Here is an 18754-nt window from a genome sequence, read left to right on the forward strand (position 1 = left end):
CATTCCAAAATTGCATCCAACAATGGACATGAATTTAATTACTTTTCTCAACGCTCTTATTTTTTTTCTTAAACATCTTATTTTTCAGAAATGGATTCCAAAACCAAAATGGATATAACCCCGTGTTAATAATTGATGGTCAAAACATAATAAAAGAAAGATACAGTGATCTTCTTGTCGATGAATCCAAATCATCAGGCGGTATCCCATCAAAAATTTTCTTCCCTGAAAACACAGATGATCTTCTTTCAATAATTTCGAAATCTTCCCGGTTAAACCAACCCCTGCGATTAATTGGAAGCCACACCGGAACTTCCGCAGGAGCTGTACCCGATGATAACGAGTGGGTAATATCCTTTTCACGAATGAATCACATCGAAAGTGTTGCAATCAATTCTGAAGGAGAGATAATACTAAAATGTGAACCAGGTGTTACAATTGATGGAATATCAGAGTTTTTAAGTGATCCAGGTAGCTTTCTGTATAAAATACCTGGACAGCAGTTTTTAAGCCCTGGTTCTCATTTCTATCCTCCTGACCCTACCGAAACAACCGCACAACTGGGAGGCACTGTAGCAACCAATGCATCAGGTGCCAGATCATTCCGGTTTGGCGCTACAAGATGCTCTATTTACGCTTTATCGATCATCACACCAAATGCCGAGACCTTTACTTTGACAAGAGGTATTACGGTAAATCCACATAAAGGATTTGAAATAATAACCAATCAGGGAAGTAAAGTTGTTATCCCGCCATTTTCATATCAATCTCCTCAGACAAAAAACGCCGCGGGATATTATTCCAGAGCACCGATGGATCCTATTGATCTGTTTATTGGAAGTGAAGGAACTCTGGGAATTTTTTCCTCAATTACAATAAAACTGAAAAAAGCCTTTGGTATCATTGCCGGATGTACATTTTTTAAATCATTGGAAAACGCCTTTCTTTTCACAGACTTTTTGCGAAGAGAAAACGGTGTGATTTCGATAGAATTTTTCGATGAAAGTGCCTTAAAATTTATTGATGGTTACAGAAATAGAATGGCAGAACCAATACCGGATTTTCCTGATAGCTGCACTCATGCAATACTTTGGGAATTTGCTGAAAGCGAACCCGGTTCATTTCAGAATAAATTTGAGTCATGGGAGTCTTTTCTAAACTCTTGTGATTCCTCTTTTGACAATACCTGGAGCGGAATGGAACCTGCGGAAATTGAAAGGCTGAAAAGATTCCGTCATACACTCCCTGAATCAATCAATTCTACTGTTTCATCTTTTAAAAACAATTGTCCATCAATCAGAAAAATAGGTACCGACACCGCGCTTCCTGCACACTGCTTTGCATCTGTTTACCAGGAGTACCTCAGCCTGATCAAGGAAAACAACCTTCATTATGCAGCCTTTGGTCATCTTGGCGATTACCATATACACATAAATCTATTACCTTCAAATGAAGATGAGCTGAAGACCGCACTTGATGTGTATGACAGTATGATGGAACTTACTGTCAAAAATGGAGGTACAATTTCGGCTGAGCATGGTATAGGGAAACTGAAATGTAAATATCTGGAGAAGATGTACGGGAAAGCTGCAATTGATGAAATGAAAACAATCAAGCGAGCAATTGATCCTCAATGGAGATTAAACAGGGGAACTATTTTCTAAAATTTCACCTCTTTGCGTCCTTTACGCCCTCTGCGTTTCGACACCTATTAAATAAGCTTCAAAACTGTCTTGTCCGTAACAGAACCAGTGTACAGGCTCTAAGGACTTCAATCCCCTCATCCCTGAACCTCTTTTCCAGAGTATCTGATTCGGTTCCAGGGTTTAGAATTACACGCCTGGGATGAACCCTGATTATTTTGTCTGCCACCGTCTCCAGTCTCTCAGGGCGCACATAAACCGTCAGTGTATCCGGGTTATTCTCTACTTCGTCAAGTGAGTGTTTTACCTCTACACCCTCGATCTCATCCAGGACAGGATTGACCGGCACAACATCGTACCCGTATTCTCTAAGCATCCTTAATGCTTTATAAGCATACCTGTCTGGTTTATTACTGGCTCCCAGAATCACAACTTTTTTACTCATTACAGAATTTTCCGTAAATTTAACGATGGTTGCCTTTTTTCGCCTGGGGAGATATCAGTATCGATAAAGTGTATCTCTTTTCACACCTTCGATACCGATTCCGATACCGATACCAACCCCGAGACATGAAAAAGAACTAATCAAGTGTCACATCGACCGGCTTTACATCCCATATCTCATTCGCATACTCTTCAATTGCCCTGTCTGAGGAGAATTTACCCATATTGGCCACATTGAGTATTGACTTCCTGGCCCAGGCAGCCTTGTCATTCTGATAAATATTTTCCACATGTGACTGACAATCCATATACGACTGGAAATCAGCCATAACCATGTAACGATCCCCGTGCTTCATGAGGTAGTCGTAGATAGGCATGAACAGATGTGGCTCCTCAGGACTGAAAAACCCAGATGAAATGAGATCTACCACATTTTTCAGTTCCGCATTTTTATTGTAGTAATCCCAGGGATTATAACCTCTGTATTTCAATTCATCAACCTCATTGGCCAGAAGACCAAAGATGAAGATGTTGTCTTTTCCGACCTGCTCCATGATCTCGATATTTGCCCCGTCCATTGTCCCTACTGTCAATGCACCGTTAAGAGCAAATTTCATGTTTCCTGTTCCCGAGGCCTCCGTACCGGCTGTGGAAATCTGTTCAGAGATATCCGCTGCAGGAATCACATACTCTGCAAGAGAAACCCGGTAATTGGGAAGAAAATGCACTTCGAGCAGACCCTTTGTATCCGGATCGTTATTGATAATACCGGACATATTGTTTATGAATTTTATTATAAGTTTTGCCATGTAATAGCCGGGCGCAGCTTTACCCGCAAACAGGATCGCACGTGGTACGATATCTTTCTCTCCGTTCTTTATTCTCTTGTAAAGAGCAATACAGTGCAGTGCCTTGAGCAATTGCCGCTTGTATTCGTGAATTCTCTTTACATGAACATCAAACATCATGTCAGGGCTGATTTTCATCCCTTCCCATTTACGGATTTTATTTACAAATTCCTGTTTGCAGACCTGCTTGGCCTCCATCCACTTCTTCTGAAATTCCGGATCGTCGGCATACTGTTCCAGACGTTTGAGCTCATCGAGCCTGGTAATCCATCCCGTTCCTATTTTACTGCAGATAAGATCCCTGAGCGATGGGTTGGATTTGTAGAGCCAGCGCCTCTGGGTCACTCCGTTTGTCTTGCAGTTAAACTTATTCGGCCACATGTCATGGAAATCTTTCACCAGCCCGTTTGATAAAAGCTGGGTATGGAGCTGTGAAACTCCATTAACCGAATGAGATCCGACTATCGCGAGATATGCCATCCTGATCTGCGGTTCAGGCCCCTCCTCGATTATTGACATACGACGCAGTCTGTCAGTATCACCGGGATATTTGTAAGAAACCTGACGCAGAAATCTGGCATTGATCTCGTAAATAATCTCCACATGTCTCGGAAGCAGCTTTTTCATCATGCTCACCGGCCACTTCTCAAGTGCTTCAGGCATGAGAGTATGATTTGTATAGGCAAATGTGCGTGTGGTGATATCCCAGGCCTCGTTCCATCCCATCTTGTGCTCATCCATAAGCAAACGCATCAGTTCAACTATCGTTATGGACGGATGAGTGTCATTAAGCTGAATCGCAACTTTGTCCGGAAAAGCCGAGAAATCTTTATTTGATTGCAGATACCTGCGGATTATATCCTGCAGTGATGCAGATGTAAAGAAATACTGCTGTTTCAGCCTCAACTCTTTCCCGGAAACATTGTTATCATTGGGGTAGAGCACTTTGGAGATGTTCTCGCTGCTTATTTTGTCCTGGCAGGCACCTATATAATCCCCGTCATTGAAGTACTGAAGATTGAACTCATCGGTAGCACGTGCAGACCACAGACGGAGAGTATTTACATTGTTTACTCCGTATCCCGGAATCGGAATGTCGTAGGGAAGCGCGATAACGTCTTCTGTGTCAATCCAGGTTATACGCAGACCACCATTGGGTTCGTTAAAGTACATGGTTTTCCCATAATACTTGATTGTAACCTTGTATTCAGGACGCTCGATTTCCCAGGGGTTACGGTACTGAAGCCATAACTCAGGAAGCTCATGCTGATTACCATTCATGATTTTCTGGTTGAAAATTCCGAAATCATATCTTATTCCGTAACCAACAGCAGGAAGCTTCAGTGTTGCCATCGATTCCAGAAAACAGGCTGCAAGCCTTCCCAGACCACCATTTCCCAGCCCGGCATCATGCTCCTGATCGATCATCTCTTCCAGTTCAAGCCCGAGATCACGCGATGCCTGCTCACAGGCCTCAGTAAGCTTGAGATTCATGATGTTATCACCCAGAAGTCTTCCCAGCAGAAATTCCATTGACAAATAATATATCCGCTTCACATTATTGTTATGGTACTGCTGACGGCTGGCAATCCATCTCTCAATAAGACGTTCTCTTACCGTATAGGACATACTCAGAAACTGATCGTATGGAGTAAGGCTGTATTTATCCTTGGCGATACTGTATTCCAGATTGTTCAGAAAACCCCGGCGAATATCATCAGCACTCATTCCTTTATAATGGATATACCATTTTACCGGATTACGGCTCTCTGGTACCGATTTACTCTTTTTCTCTTTTGTTGTTTCTCTCATCAACTCTTCCTTATTGATTTTATTTTGAATGAAATTACGTTTTTATCCCCGAAAAAATAAATCAAAGGGAGATAAATTTGAACACCAAATCTCAAATATACGGTTTTTGCTGAAAATTTCCAAAACATTCCTGATTTGCTGTTTTTCAGGGCATAAGTTAGTTTAAAAAAGAGCTGTTTTCCTAAAAGGCCCAGGACTGAACCTTGTTACCATGAAGATCGCACATTTTACCAAGACAAAGTTTCTTTTTGGAAAACAAATTCTGTTGCGTTCTTGTATAAAATACCTTATTCCCCTGCAGATTTTGGTCCTGTTTCTCCAGAACTTTTCCGGAATGATGAATAACGATCTCAATAATCAGATCGAAAATATAGATTTAATCAATCCAAAAATGGTTATTCACGATCTGGTTCAGCAGGACCCTATAGATAATCTCAAATCACCTGCTCAGATTTCTTTTCTGTTCTCTTTACCTGTTACATCCCTGCATACATGCAACAACATTACCAGCTCACAGGCTTTAAGAGATCGATTCCATTTGAAAAACATGCGAATTTAATCTCAGGAACACAGAGTTCAATACCTGAAATGTAAAATAAGGAAACCTTGGTCTTTGTTCACTGAGGAAAATCAAGTCGTTTGATGAGGATCATCAAGAGGAAGAGCCAACAGATGAGTACTTTGATCTTCTGTATTAAACCAGAAAACAATTTTGTTTCCCATTTTGGTAAAGCAATCTATAAGAGCGGTTTTATTTCCACAAGGATAAATCGTTTTAAAAGTTTCCCTGGCCTGGGAAATCATTTTTGTTTTTATCTCGTTCATGGCTCACCCCCATTGAGCGTATAAGCATTATTTGTGCCGATTTTGCACGAATAAGCTAACTTAGCTAATATCAATAACATAGAACGATATGCCATAAAGAATAGAACTATGAAACAAAGAAATCTTTGCCGCCAGGATGGAAAATTTTTCTCCGGAATTATTCCGAAAAACAAACATCTCTTCATCTGCCTTCTCGCAGCCATTCCAATCTCAGTTAATGCTGAGGCTTCAGCAGGCTCTGAAAACACTGTTCTGATCATGACCAGCCTCATATTTCAACTGGGAACAATAGTTATACTCTCCAGAATCGGCGGTTTGTTTTTTGAAAAAATAAAGATCCCAACTGTTCTGGGAGAACTGATCCTTGGGGTGATAATCGGCCCCTATCTCCTTGGCCAAATTCCTTTACCTGGTTTTCCAGAGGGTCTGTTTCCGCTTAGAGGACTTGATTCTATTCCAATATCTGACAATCTCTATGGAATCGCAACTGTCGCATCTATAATTCTTCTTTTTGTATCCGGTTTGGAAACTGACATCTCCCTTCTACTACGTTATTCGCTTGCAGGTACTCTTATCGGAATCGGCGGGGTCATCTTCTCTTTTTTCTTCGGTGCTGGTGTGGGGTATTTCTTTCTCCACAAACCTTTTTTCGACACCACGAATCTTTTTCTTGGAGTGATCAGCATCGCTACCTCAGTAGGAATTACTGCCAGGATCCTTTCTGAGAAAAGAAAAATGGATTCACCCGAAGGGGTGACTATCATGGCCGGAGCTGTCATAGATGATGTGCTCGGGATTATACTTTTAGCTGTAATCACTGGAGTCGCTGCCGCGAAAGGTAAAGGAAATTTAGAAACTCCCAGTGTTCAACTCATAGCTATCAGAGCTTTTCTGGTCTGGATCGGCTTTACTGCTACCGGCCTCCTGATGGCCGGGCATATTAATCGTTTCCTTAAACGATTTCATTCAAACGCTGCTATTGCAGTGTTTTCTCTTGGAATGGCTTTCATGCTGGCAGGAATTTTCGAAAAAGCAGGACTGGCCATGATTATCGGTGCCTATATCATGGGTCTGACCCTCTCAAAAACAGACCTTAGCTTCTCAATCCATGAGGCACTCTCAACTCTCTACTCTTTCTTTGTTCCCATCTTCTTTGTTGTAATGGGAATGATGGTTAACGTTAGAGAGATGGCTGACACACAGGTTCTCATTTTCGGATTGGCCTACTCTGTTACCGCAATACTCGCTAAAGTCGCAGGATGTGCCCTGCCATCACTGTTTCTGAATTTCAACAAGCTTGGTGCGTTAAGAATTGGAGTAGGTATGGTTCCAAGAGGAGAAGTCGCTCTCATCATTGCCGGAATTGGCATCTCCTCCGGATTAATCAATCAAACCCTCTTTGGAGCCACAGTAGTCATGACCCTTATCACCACTCTCTTCGCTCCACCCCTGCTTAGTCTTCTGCTTAAAGGAAGAAGCGGAGTCCGGAAAGAGTTTAAAAAACGGACAACTGTAACCACCGACTTTGACTTTTCTGCCCCGGAACTTATAGAATTGATGAATATGAAAATTGTCCAGTACTTTTCAGGTGAGGGATTCTATGTGCACACTGTAAAGATTGGAAATAACTCAGTTCACGAGTTCCGTAAAGAAAACATCTCTATCACCGCTACTGTACATGGCAATTCCATATCATTCGAAACAGACAGGAAAGATGTCTTATTTGTTAAAACAATCGTTTATGAATCTCTGCTGCAGCTCCATAGCATCATCAATAAAGCCAGAAACTTCCTTCAACCGGAAAACATTAAAAAAGGATTGACCGAAGTCCAGGCCAGAAAAGATCTTGACGTTTCAATAAATTTCAACCCCTCCTGTGTCATAAACGATCTGAAATCCACAACCAAAGATGAGATAATAAAGGAGCTTATTTCTGTTCTGCATAAGAATAAACTGTTGGAAAACAGCACGGACGCCCTGGATTCTGTAATGCAAAGGGAAAAAACAATGAGCACTGGAATGCAGCATGGAGTAGCAATACCGCATGGAAGAACTGATGCCGTTTCCAGAATCACTATTGCCGCTGGTATATCAAAGAAAGGAGTAGATTTTCAATCTCTTGATGGTGCTCCCTCTCACATTTTTGTCCTCGTACTCTCTCCTCTGAAAGTTGTCGGACCCCACATCCAGTTTCTTGCCAGTCTCAGCGCTGCACTCAACGATGAGGATTTCCGGAAAAGACTTTTGTCGGCCAGAAACAGAGAAGAAATCTACTCCATATTTCAGACAAAATTATCATAAAAAAGAGGGTGGAACTTTTCCACCCTCCCGGAGCAAACCTCTCTCGAGGTTCAGCAGATCAACAGGAAATCTATTTAGACCCTGCTGATCGTATCTTTTCAAGATCTCAACCCGATCAGATAACAAACTAACAAAAGAGAATCGTGCACGTTCAATGCACATTTTAACTTTAATAGCCAGGAATATAAAGACAATAATGTGGGGGTTTAAATCCTGAGATGGGAGCTGTTTCTCAGTGCAAACTCCATTGGCGGCTTTATACAGTATTGGTATCTGCTAGCAAAAATGATGCTTTGTTCTGTTTCATCGATACTGAAAATCTTTGTATTAAGCTTGATGTATTCTGTCAGACTCGTACCGGTATTCCTTAAAACTGCGTTTTTTTCGGCGTCGATTACATTTTCCAATAATGAAAATTCACCTGAATCATCTTCTGTAAAGTAAACAGAAGCGGAAATATTTACAGTAGAATTGATTAAGAGGACAAGAAATAATGCATTTAGAAAATGATACCGCTGTAAATTCATAAAAGCACCTGTTTTATCTTTTTCACTGAATAAAAATTATATTCTGCATATATCTCAATCAACCCGTCACATGTTTGCAATGGATAGTATCTACTGCAGAAGCGCTACTTTTACTGATCTTCCTGAAATACTGAACATCGAGAAGATCTGCTACTCAAACCCCTGGAATATGGATCATTTCAGGGATGAATTTATCAGTCCCTTCTCTTTGGTAACCGTGATTTGCATTGGAAACATCATTACCGGGTATGCCGCAGCCGCCCTCATATTTGATGAACTGCAAATAAGAAATATCTGTATCTCACCTGATTTCAGAAGAAAAGGTTTAGGCGAAAAACTCCTGAACTTTTTGATAGATAGGGCCCGTTCTGAAAATGCAAAAATGGTTTTGCTTGAGGTAAGGGAAAGTAACATCGCCGCGATCAGCCTTTATATCAAAACCGGTTTCCATATAGATTACAAAAGGAAAAAATTCTATTCTGACGGTGAAACCGGACTGGCAATGTCTTTAAAACTATCTTCTCACTGAGATTTCTTAATAATTTACATATAAAAAGAAGAAATATTACAGCAGGTGCTCACATAGAAAAAATTGCAAAGGGAAAAATGGAAAGAGTAATGTAAAGAGATGAATGAAAAACCAGTCATTTGTAATTCTTGACTTGAATACAACCACCATAATGTACTCCTTTGTGACTGTTGTATTTCCTTTTCTCCACACACATGGAACCAGTAACCATAAGGGACACATAAAGAATTTTAATAGTGCAAAGATTATTTTTTAAGGCCAACCGTTTAAATACTTTGTACTTTTACATTCTGAAATGCTTTTTGGAGACTTGGTATGCCTCTGACTCTGGCAAATAAGATCACAATTTTCCGAATTCTTTGTGTACCGGTATTCATTCTGCTGATTACGTATTATAACATGAGTGTAAAAGAGTCAAACCCGCAGGCAATTCTACGCTGGTCCGCGACAATCCTTTTTTTCTGTACTATGTTTCTAGATGCGGTTGATGGGTATATAGCGAGAACCAGAGGACAGATTACCAGACTCGGAACAATCATAGACCCACTGGCCGATAAAGCTCTACTGATCTCCTCTCTTGTAATTCTGTCCAAATCCCCTGAAGGTGCTTTTATTGTAAGTATCCCTTTATGGTACCTGTTGATTGTCATAAGCAGAGATGCTTTACTATTAATAGGAGCTGTGATAATCCATGTCACATGCGGTAATGTTGTAGTAAAACCGAGAATCAGTGGCAAAGCCACTACTTTTTTTCAGATTATTTTAATCTCATGGATCCTTGCCGGACTCTCCCCGGTTGTTTTTCCTCACCTGATCCGGATCACATCGGCACTTGTACTTTACTCCTCCGCCAGGTACACTCTCGATGGAATGAAACAACTGGAAAAAATCTGATATTTTAACCCTTCTACAATCAATAAATCAGCACCTTTTAATGTACTACGATACAGACTTATACCGAAATTCGAGTTAATGATTTACAGAGAAAGATGTAAGTTAATATAAATTTAGGAGTTAGATCAATAGACGAGGATTATTATCAGAAGTAAAAAAATCAGGGGAAAACGCCTTTTTCAGACGCTTTCTCCCCTGGATTTAGGCATCGAACAGTTTCCATGAAAAACCGCGCCCTCATTAATAATCAGGTCGCTGGTCTTCAGATCTCCAATCAAAGATGAATCGGCTTCCAGCTCCACCCTGTCTTCAACTGATAAATTTCCTGTAACCTTTCCACCGATTATTGCACTCTTTGCAACAATATCAGCCTCTACAATACCAGTGTTTCCTATTGTAATGATTTCCGTTGTATGAATCTTTCCCTTAAACGACCCATCAATTCTCAAACTATGAGGAACACTAATGGTTCCCTCAAAAACAGTCCCTTCTCCAAGTATAGTGTATAACCCTTTTGTGTTCCCTTTTTCCATGATCACTCCTTTATCAGGCTATTTCTGATGGACTAGTAGATGTTTTGATGGATCGATATTCTTCCCGTCCTTTATAATTTCATAATGAAGATGCGGTGCTGTTGATCTCCCCGTATTCCCGACAAGAGCAACAGTCTGACCCTTTCTAACCTTTTCATTCTCATTAACCAGAATCTTTGAACAATGGCTGTATTTTGTCATAAACCCATAATCATGTCTTAAAATCACACTTAGACCAAATATTTTATCATTCTGTATAGCTTCAACTGTTCCTGAAGCTGTTGCCCGGATAGGAGTACCCAGCGCAGCCGCGAAATCCAAACCCTGATGACCATCCTGTACACCCATCGAATCTGTAGAAAATTGACGTGTAATCCAACCTTCTACGGGCGGAATATTGGGAATTGATGAAGACAGGTCAGCGGAGGAATCAATGGCCGGTAACTGTGCTCTTGTCATCTCCGGAATACTTTTATCCTCATCAACCTCTCTTTTCTGTATTGAAGATTTTTTCGCTTTTTCTTCTGGAACACTAACTATTTCATCCGGTAAAGCAAGCTGATGAATATATTTCGATAACTGTTCAATACTTTCCAGTTTTACAGATAAACGCTTAAGATTCTCGTTTTCTCTGGACAGCTCTACGTTTTCCATCTTAATAAGATGCGTCAGTTGTAATTTAGCAGCTATTTCACCAGACTTGTATAACAACAAAATCATTCCGGTGATAAAGAGAACAGAAAAAATTAATAGTGACCGGAGCACATACTTATGTATCTTTAAGGTAAAAGTCTTACCATTATCATCAGGAATAAACATCAATGTGTAATGTTTTGACTTATTCATTTTAACAATATATCTACCAGGCGTACCAGATCAGATTTACTGAAATACTCTATCTCGATTTTTCCCTTCTCAGTGCTTGATTCTTTGATTGAAACCGGTGTACCAAACTTGTAAGTCAAACGCTGAAGGACATCTGCCATGTCCGGATCACTTTGTTTTTCTCTTTTCTCTGAAGGAACCTTTTTCTTTTTTTCTTCCTTTTTCCCCTGAGATTCTTTTTCCACATCTCTTACTGACAACTGCTCTTCCACAATTTTCTTTGCCAGTTCAATCTGTTTTTCTTCCTCTTCAATGGCGAGAAGTGCGCGTGCATGACCCATCGTAATCTGGTCTTTTCTCAACATCTGCTGAACCGCATCGGGAAGATTAAGCAAGCGGAGAGTATTTGTAATTGCTGTTCTGCTCTTACCCAGTTGCTTTGAAAGCTCATCATGAGTATAGTTGCATTCAAGAAGCAGTTTCTGGTAGGCAATGGCTTTCTCAATCTCATTTAGCTCTTCACGCTGGATGTTCTCAACCAGAGCTAACTCAAGCATTTCCCTGTCAGTAACCTTGTTTTTTACAATACAGGGAATTTTGTCTTTTTTCAGATGACAAAAAGCGCGAAATCGCCTTTCACCGGAGATTATCTCATAATGGTTTTCTTTCTGCCTTACTACAACCGGCTGCAGAAGTCCTTGATTTTGAATGCTTTCGGCAAGACCTTCAATTTCTTTCTCGTTAAAATCTATCCTTGGTTGAAAAGGATTTGTTTTAATTGATGAAATATCGATATAGTGGATCTCTTCTGAACCGCTATGGTCTTCACTCTGGGTAGGAATCAGATTAGAAAGACCCCTTCCCAATGCTCTTCTTGTCCCTTGTTTATTCATTCTGCATGATTTCCTTAGCTAAATTGAGATAATTCTCTGCACCAGAAGACATAATATCGTACAAAATGATCGGTTTTCCAAAAGATGGAGCTTCACTCAATTTCACATTTCTGTTTATTACCACATCAAAAACCCGCCCTGAGAAACAGCTTCTAACGTCCTCTGCCACCTGTCTTGACAGATTTAAGCGGTTATCGTACATAGTCAGCAGTGCACCCTCTATAACCAGTTTGGAATTAAGGCTTTTTTGAACAAGGCGAATTGTATTCAACAATTCAGCCAATCCTTCAAGGGCATAATACTCACACTGTATGGGAATAAGAACTGAATCCGCAGCAGTTAAAACATTAACCGTGAGCAATCCTAAAGATGGAGGTGAATCAATAATTATGTAATCATATTTTTCCCGGACAGTTGAAATTGCGGAATCAAGACGTTTTTCCCGGGCGATGGTATTGACCAGCTCTATTTCAGCCCCCGCAAGATCAGGTGTTGATGGAGCAAGATCGAGATATTGAATTGGTTCACAATCTACAACGATATTTTCAAGGCTGATCTCCTCTGAACCATCTATATTTCCTGTGATAACATCATAAATAGAACGTTCTATTTCATTTTTATCCAATCCCAATCCAGTAGTAGCATTAGATTGTGGATCCATATCCACGATGAGAGTTCTTCTTTCAGCAGCCGACAGACAAGCTGCTAAATTAATCGATGTTGTAGTCTTACCAACCCCGCCTTTTTGATTACACACGGCTATAACTTTAGCCACAAAATATCCCCTTAGTTACAAAATATGCACACCTTATCCACAATATTAATATTGTGATGGTACTGACCCTTAAACAGCATAGAAATAGAATAAAATCAATGGTTTAGAAAAACCGTTCCGTTTCCGGGCTTTATTTTATGCACACTTTTCAACATTTTATTTTATAATTTCCAGTGAAACCAGATTTAATCCAAGGATCTGATTTCCCAGATCATATTCTGCGATTTCACTGATTTTAATTCTATCTTTTTCTTTATTTGCAGTTATAAAATCCAGTTCTGATACAAATTGTTTTGTTTTAAATGTGTACATATGCCCATCAGGAGCAAGCAGTGGTTTGGCAAGCTGGGAAAACTTCTGTAAAGAACCAACTCCCCGGCTTAAAATGTAATCAAACTTTTTTTCCTCTGGATTAAGTCTTTCAACTCTACCATTAAATATCGTAACATTATCAAAATTCAGTTCTTTTTTTACTTCCTTTAAGAAAGCTGCTTTCTGACGGTTAGAGTCGGCAAGAACAAAAGTAAGATCAGGACGGAAAATTCTGATAGGTATTGAGGGAAATCCTCCTCCGGAACCAATATCCAAAACGGTTGCATTCTTTTTAAACCCGAAAAGCAAAAGCGGTTGCAAAGAATCACAAAAATGGCGGCGGAAAAGATTATCTTCATCGTTCTTGGAGATCAGACCCGCAACATCATTCCACTTTAGAATTAAGCAGGTGTAAGCAAGAATTAGCTCTCGCTGATCCAGGTCTGGTGTAAGACCAAGGCGCTCGAGTTCCTTAAGTTCATAACAAGCTTTTGCCCTGTTAAGATATGGTTTTAATGCTTTGTTCATACGCCACTTTCCATTGTTTCACGTGAAACGTTAACATGACGATATTTTGATAGGTGAATTAACAAAACTGATATATCCGATGGTGTAACTCCCTGGATCCTTGATGCCTGACCGAGTGTCTGAGGACGTATCTTGTTTAACTTTATCTTTGATTCCGTCAACAAACCATTTACCTGTGAATAATCCATGTTTTCCGGAATATTGACTGATTCATACTTTTTTATTCTCTCGATTTCAAAGAGATGCTTTTCTATGAAGCCTTGATACTTAATATCCGATTCCACCGATACAGTAAGAAATTCACTATCCACAGAACTGATATCGATACATTCAGATAGATCCTTGATGCATATTCCAGGACGTTTTAGAAGATCTAATGCACTCACAGGATGACTTATCTTTTCGTTCCTGTTTTCGTTCCACAAATCAGGATCGATCTTTTCGTTCCTGAAATTATCCATTATTCTTCTCTTTTTATCCCAGATTTTATTTCTTTTTTCGTAAATCTCTTTATCCAGATATCCTGCATTATAAGATAATGGCATCAGCCTCTCATCGCAGTTATCCTGTCTTAAAATCAACCTGTATTCTGCTCTGGATGTAAACATTCTGTACGGTTCTTCTGTTCCTCTTGTTACCAGATCGTCAATTAAAACACCCGTATATGATGAATCTCTGCTCAAGACAAATTCCTGCTCATTCAGAACTTTCTGACTCGCGTTAATCCCCGCTATTAAACCCTGACAAGCAGCTTCTTCATATCCAGAGGTTCCATTTATCTGGCCGGCAAAGTACAGATTTTCTACTATCTTCGATTCAAGAGTCGGCTTTAATTGCAGTGGCTGGAAGAAATCGTACTCTATACCATAGCCCGGTCGAACAATTTTGGCTTTTTCAAAGCCTTTTAAACTGCTGACCATCCTTACTTGAACATCAAATGGGAGAGATGTTGACAATCCGTTCAAATACATCTCATTATGTTCAAGACTCTCTGGTTCTAAAAATAATGTATGACCATCTCTTTCTCCAAACCTTACTACCTTATCTTCAATCGATGGACAATACCTTGGACCGATACTACTGATTTTTCCAGCATATAATGGGGATCTGTCCATGTTATCCATTATAATCTGGTGCGTTTCGTGATTTGTTCTTCCTATCCAGCATAAGGTCTTGTTTGTTAACTTATGTTCCGTAGAAAAAGAAAATGGCCAGGGGTTATTATCCCCTTCCTGCTTTATCAGGGAATCAAAATCTACAGTTCGTCCATCTATCCTTGGAGATGTTCCGGTTTTCAGTCTGCTGCTTTTTATTCCAAGCTCCCTGATACTTTCAGTTAGCCCACATGAAGGATGCTCCCCCATTCTTCCGCAAGGAAAAGAATTCAACCCGATATGAGCAATTCCATTAAGAAAAGTTCCTGCAGCCAAAATCACTGCTCCGGATTGTATTTCTTCTCCTGAATCGAGTATTACTCCAGTAACTTTCCTGTTATCACTTGTGATTCTTTTTACCACTCCTTGAAAGAGTGTGAGATTCTTACACTCTTCCAGAAGCTTTCGGGCGACCTTTCTATATACAACTTTATCAGCCTGGGCTCTGTTTCCCCAGACCGCCGAACCTTTACTTCGATTCAGCATTTTGAAATGAATCCCGGCACAATCAATAATTTTTCCCATCAATCCACCGAGAGCATCTATTTCTCTTGCAATGTTTCCCTTTGCCACTCCTCCAATGGAGGGATTACATGACATCTGTCCAATCAGATCAATATGACTGGTGATCATCATTACTGATAATCCTTTTTTAGTGGCAATGTGTGCCGCTTCAATTCCGGCATGGCCACCACCAATCACAATAATATCAAACCTCATTTTTTTCTTCTTTCGGGATCATAATTGTTTCACGTGAAACATTTATTTTCCAATACAGAAACTTTCAAAGATTCTGTTTAAAACTTCCTCATTGTCTCTTTTTCCGAGAATCTCTTCAACACTTTCAAGAGCAGTATTTAAATAGTGTGCAGCGATTTCTACTCTTTCCCAATTATTTATAGCATTTTTTATTTGTTCCATCATCTCTTCGGCAATTTTTTCCTGTCTCATGTTTCCGATCATATCAGGAATCTCAATACTCTCATTTAAGTTTCTGACCCTATTACTTATTTGATTAAATATGTCCGTTAAATTTAACTCATTTTTAAGAGATACTAACTCCGGGTTTATTTTCTCTCTCTTAAAGAATTTTTCTTTTTCTCCGTTTATTTTTTTATCTACCTTATTCAGGAGAAAAATCGTGTTTCGATTTTTAAGAACCTCTATCCATTCTTTTTCTTCTTCATATATTCTTTCATCAGCAGCTGAAACCCATATTACCAATCCTGCCTTTTCTATTTCTTCATTACTTTTTTTTATTCCTTCCATTTCAACCGGGTTTTCAGTTTTTCGTATTCCTGCTGAATCAATAAGTATCAATTCATTTCCATCTATGTATATCTTTTCAGATACCCAGTCTCTTGTTGTCCCCGGTTCATGATGAGTCAAGACTCTTTCATACCCAACAATTTTATTAAAAAGAGTTGATTTTCCGGCATTAGCAGGACCTGCTATTACGACTCTTAATCCACCTTCAATCTCTTTTATCTTTTCCCTTCTTTTCAGGTCCTCCCCTATTACCCTGACCAGTTCAAGCAGATCTCTTTTTTCTTTATTCTCGAGTTCTATATCCTGGTCTTCTTCAAATTCTATTTCTGTTTCTATCTGTACCAAGGCTTCTACTATTTTCTCTCTCCATTTTTCAATCTTCTTCTTATATTCTCCACTTAACGCCCTTACAGCTATTTTATTTTCCAGTTCTGTTTTACTCTCTATTACACTCTTTACTGCTTCAGCCCTGGTAAGATCCATCTTTCCATTTAGAAACGCCCGCCTTGTAAACTCTCCTTTTTTAGCACCGTCAATTCCATTAGATTTCAATTCTTTTATTATGGAATTGATTATATATGGGCCCCCATGGCAGAAAATTTCTACCATGTCTTCGCCTGTGTATGAGTTGGGCCGCCTGTATTTTATTACAGTGACCTCATCAATTATTTCTCCACTGTTTATTCTACAAAATTTGAAAAGAGATATTTTTTTGGGTTCTGCTTTATGAAACTTTTCAGTAGGATCGAGGCATAAAGATACTTTCTCAAATGCCTCTTCTCCACTGATTCTTATGATCCCTAATGCACCTGTTCCTGCGGGTGTCGCGACTGCCGCAATTGTCCTTTCACGACCCATCTATTCCTCATTTTTTCTTTGCAGTCGCTTCAGCTACACTTTTTTTATTCTTCTTTTCTATATAATACTGTTGTAAGAGTCCCAGAGCACTTGATGCTGTCCAGTACAAGACCAGTCCAGCGGGGAAATTATTAAACAAAACAAGCATAAATACAGGCATGAAATAGATCATTGCCTTTTGATTGGGATCTTTTATTGTCATCTTGTTTTGAAAATATGTCAGAACTGCCATAATGATAGGCAAAAGTGCTATGCTTGTTCCATAAAGTGGAATTCCCTGAGGAAAAATGCTTGTAAGAGAAATTAGTGATTCCGGTCTTGATAGATCATTTACCCAGGGAATTACCCATGTACCTGCTCCCCTAAGTTCAATTGCCTTTCTTAGAACAACAAACAAAGCTATAAATATCGGCATTTGAAGAAACAGTGGCAGACATCCTGGATTTAATGGATTTATTCCCTCCTGACGATATACTGCCATTATCTCTTCGTTCATTTTTCTTGGATTGTTTTTATATCTCTTTCTTATAGCTTCTACTTTAGGTTGTATGTCTTTCATCCTGGACATTGATTTTGTACTACTCTGAGTCATAGGGTAAGTAACTACCCTCGAAAGAATAGTAATAAGAAGAATAGCAACACCAAAATCCTTTACCAGGTTATATAGGACAAGCAGCAGCCAGAGAGTAAATTCTGCAAGCCATGGAAACCATTTGTCTGCATAAAAGAACCATCTGGTCCACCCTGTTACAGAAAAGAGTATTTTTTCAAATTTAAGGTTGAAACTTTTCAGCGTTTCTAACTGATTAGGCCCGGTATAAAACCAGTAAGATTCTGTATTTTCATTTGCACTATTTGTATAACTGATTTCATAATTTATAGATTTAATTGATTTCCTGTTTTTTCCTTTTGCGTCAGTTTCAAATCCTTTTATAGTGAGATCTGCATCTCTAACGGAATCAGATACGATACTTATGAAGAAATATTTCGAAGTTACTCCAATCCATCGATAGTTTCCTGTAATCTCTTCTTTTTCCGTTTTCCTCATGTTGATATGCTGTACTGATGAACCATCAGAGTAATGCACAATTCTCTGTTCAGGCTGTGATCCACTAGTTTCGCTTTCTTCTATTCCGCTCAACCAGCTTACACCTATTCTCTCCCCACTCAGTTGAGTTCCGGATACCTTCATTCCTATCTGATATCCTTCTCCCATAAAAGAGAATATTTTTTTAATTACATCTCCATTTTTCAATGTATGTTCAAATACAAGATCCTTTTTATTTCCTTTTTCTATTTCTACTTTCTTTTCACTTTCTCCGTTATACTTGAATATCTTGTCTTTTAATGATTCCCCGGCTACTGAAATTTGAGCGCCGCCTTCACTATTCTGCGGAATTAAATCAACATACTCCCCTTTTCTATTTCCTTCTGTGTACAGGTATTTTTTCATTTTTATGGAGATTATATTTCCTCCCTTTTCATTTATACCTGCAATCATATTTTCCGTTTCAACCCAGATAGTGTCTTCTACATCTTTTTGACTTTCCTCAATAACAGTATCCTTTGAAACAGAATCTTTTTTTTCTTCAGAAGGAGTGATCTTTTCAGTAGTATCAATTTGAACCTGGCTTTCAGGTTCTTCTTTCTTCGGTAAGCTTTTTCCCTTTTCAGTAGGAACGGGTTTTCTTCCTGTTACTTCATTAAAAAACTTATTATACTGTGGACTGGTGAAAAACATAACCACGAGCATAATCAGAATAAAAGCGATCAATGAATTCTTA

Annotated in this window: 16 protein-coding genes; 4 read left to right on the forward strand and 12 right to left on the reverse strand. The window is 39.3% G+C overall.

Features of this window, described 5'->3' with window-relative positions; genetic code table 11:
* Window positions 1–122: 122 nt before the first annotated feature.
* Entirely contained in the window at window positions 123–1664 is a 1542-nt protein-coding gene (locus GX089_01475) for an FAD-binding oxidoreductase (GenBank protein NLP01143.1), read from the forward strand.
* Window positions 1665–1722: 58 nt separating this feature from the next.
* Here GX089_01475 and GX089_01480 read toward each other — a convergent pair whose 3' ends face one another.
* From GX089_01480 to GX089_01490, 3 genes are all read right to left on the reverse strand, one after another.
* Complete coding sequence (locus tag GX089_01480; protein ID NLP01144.1) at window positions 1723–2088, reverse strand: CoA-binding protein; 366 nt, start codon at window positions 2086–2088, stop codon at window positions 1723–1725.
* Window positions 2089–2224: 136 nt separating this feature from the next.
* On the reverse strand, window positions 2225–4747 hold the full coding sequence (locus GX089_01485; GenBank protein ID NLP01145.1) for a glycogen/starch/alpha-glucan phosphorylase: 2523 nt from the start codon (window positions 4745–4747) through the stop codon (window positions 2225–2227).
* Between the two features lie 630 nt (window positions 4748–5377).
* Window positions 5378–5572: a hypothetical protein gene (locus GX089_01490; protein NLP01146.1), complete on the reverse strand. Its 195-nt coding sequence runs from the start codon at window positions 5570–5572 to the stop codon at window positions 5378–5380.
* A 258-nt stretch (window positions 5573–5830) separates the two neighbouring features.
* On the opposite strand from GX089_01490, the gene GX089_01495 reads away from it, so the two are divergent.
* Window positions 5831–7873, forward strand: coding sequence for a PTS transporter subunit EIIA (locus GX089_01495; GenBank protein NLP01147.1), 2043 nt, complete (start codon window positions 5831–5833; stop codon window positions 7871–7873).
* A 206-nt stretch (window positions 7874–8079) separates the two neighbouring features.
* On the opposite strand, the gene GX089_01500 is transcribed toward GX089_01495, so the two are convergent.
* Window positions 8080–8400 (reverse strand): hypothetical protein, encoded by a 321-nt coding sequence (locus tag GX089_01500; GenBank protein NLP01148.1) that lies wholly within the window; start codon window positions 8398–8400, stop codon window positions 8080–8082.
* 79 nt (window positions 8401–8479) lie between these two features.
* On the opposite strand from GX089_01500, the gene rimI reads away from it, so the two are divergent.
* The gene (gene rimI / locus GX089_01505) at window positions 8480–8929 is read left to right on the forward strand and encodes a ribosomal protein S18-alanine N-acetyltransferase (protein ID NLP01149.1); all 450 of its coding nucleotides are present in this window, start codon (window positions 8480–8482) and stop codon (window positions 8927–8929) included.
* 315 nt (window positions 8930–9244) lie between these two features.
* Window positions 9245–9823, forward strand: coding sequence for a CDP-alcohol phosphatidyltransferase family protein (locus GX089_01510; protein ID NLP01150.1), 579 nt, complete (start codon window positions 9245–9247; stop codon window positions 9821–9823).
* A gap of 179 nt (window positions 9824–10002) precedes the next feature.
* Here GX089_01510 and GX089_01515 read toward each other — a convergent pair whose 3' ends face one another.
* The 8 genes from GX089_01515 to yidC all read right to left on the reverse strand — a co-directional run.
* Window positions 10003–10356, reverse strand: a complete 354-nt coding sequence (locus GX089_01515; protein ID NLP01151.1) for a polymer-forming cytoskeletal protein — start codon at window positions 10354–10356, stop codon at window positions 10003–10005.
* An 18-nt stretch (window positions 10357–10374) separates the two neighbouring features.
* Window positions 10375–11202, reverse strand: a complete 828-nt coding sequence (locus GX089_01520) for a M23 family metallopeptidase (protein NLP01152.1) — start codon at window positions 11200–11202, stop codon at window positions 10375–10377.
* Complete coding sequence (locus GX089_01525) at window positions 11199–12074, reverse strand: ParB/RepB/Spo0J family partition protein (GenBank protein NLP01153.1); 876 nt, start codon at window positions 12072–12074, stop codon at window positions 11199–11201. The genes GX089_01520 and GX089_01525 overlap by 4 nt, the downstream gene beginning before the upstream one ends.
* Complete coding sequence (locus GX089_01530) at window positions 12067–12849, reverse strand: ParA family protein (protein NLP01154.1); 783 nt, start codon at window positions 12847–12849, stop codon at window positions 12067–12069. Before GX089_01530 ends, GX089_01525 begins: the two co-directional genes overlap by 8 nt.
* A 156-nt stretch (window positions 12850–13005) precedes the next feature.
* Window positions 13006–13689, reverse strand: coding sequence for a 16S rRNA (guanine(527)-N(7))-methyltransferase RsmG (gene rsmG / locus GX089_01535; GenBank protein ID NLP01155.1), 684 nt, complete (start codon window positions 13687–13689; stop codon window positions 13006–13008).
* On the reverse strand, window positions 13686–15563 hold the full coding sequence (mnmG, locus tag GX089_01540) for a tRNA uridine-5-carboxymethylaminomethyl(34) synthesis enzyme MnmG (protein ID NLP01156.1): 1878 nt from the start codon (window positions 15561–15563) through the stop codon (window positions 13686–13688). Before mnmG ends, rsmG begins: the two co-directional genes overlap by 4 nt.
* A 42-nt stretch (window positions 15564–15605) precedes the next feature.
* Window positions 15606–16970, reverse strand: coding sequence for a tRNA uridine-5-carboxymethylaminomethyl(34) synthesis GTPase MnmE (gene mnmE, locus GX089_01545; protein NLP01157.1), 1365 nt, complete (start codon window positions 16968–16970; stop codon window positions 15606–15608).
* A 7-nt stretch (window positions 16971–16977) separates the two neighbouring features.
* A partial coding sequence (gene yidC / locus GX089_01550; GenBank protein NLP01158.1) for a membrane protein insertase YidC occupies window positions 16978–18754 on the reverse strand: 1777 nt, incomplete at its 5' end.

This window comes from Fibrobacter sp. (assembly GCA_012523595.1).
Classification (GTDB): domain Bacteria; phylum Fibrobacterota; class Chitinivibrionia; order Chitinivibrionales; family Chitinispirillaceae; genus JAAYIG01.

Bases quoted from the DNA above. Each gene is read 5' to 3' on its own strand.
- GX089_01480 (NLP01144.1), bottom strand. From the start codon at position 2,088: ATGAGTAAAAAAGTTGTGATTCTGGGAGCCAGTAATAAACCAGACAGG.
- GX089_01485 (NLP01145.1), bottom strand. From the start codon at position 4,747: ATGAGAGAAACAACAAAAGAGAAAAAGAGTAAATCGGTACCAGAGAGC.
- GX089_01490 (NLP01146.1), bottom strand. From the start codon at position 5,572: ATGAACGAGATAAAAACAAAAATGATTTCCCAGGCCAGGGAAACTTTT.
- GX089_01495 (NLP01147.1), top strand. From the start codon at position 5,831: ATGACCAGCCTCATATTTCAACTGGGAACAATAGTTATACTCTCCAGA.
- GX089_01500 (NLP01148.1), bottom strand. From the start codon at position 8,400: ATGAATTTACAGCGGTATCATTTTCTAAATGCATTATTTCTTGTCCTC.
- rimI (NLP01149.1), top strand. From the start codon at position 8,480: ATGGATAGTATCTACTGCAGAAGCGCTACTTTTACTGATCTTCCTGAA.
- GX089_01510 (NLP01150.1), top strand. From the start codon at position 9,245: ATGCCTCTGACTCTGGCAAATAAGATCACAATTTTCCGAATTCTTTGT.
- GX089_01515 (NLP01151.1), bottom strand. From the start codon at position 10,356: ATGGAAAAAGGGAACACAAAAGGGTTATACACTATACTTGGAGAAGGG.
- GX089_01520 (NLP01152.1), bottom strand. From the start codon at position 11,202: ATGAATAAGTCAAAACATTACACATTGATGTTTATTCCTGATGATAAT.
- GX089_01525 (NLP01153.1), bottom strand. From the start codon at position 12,074: ATGAATAAACAAGGGACAAGAAGAGCATTGGGAAGGGGTCTTTCTAAT.
- rsmG (NLP01155.1), bottom strand. From the start codon at position 13,689: ATGAACAAAGCATTAAAACCATATCTTAACAGGGCAAAAGCTTGTTAT.
- mnmG (NLP01156.1), bottom strand. From the start codon at position 15,563: ATGAGGTTTGATATTATTGTGATTGGTGGTGGCCATGCCGGAATTGAA.
- mnmE (NLP01157.1), bottom strand. From the start codon at position 16,970: ATGGGTCGTGAAAGGACAATTGCGGCAGTCGCGACACCCGCAGGAACA.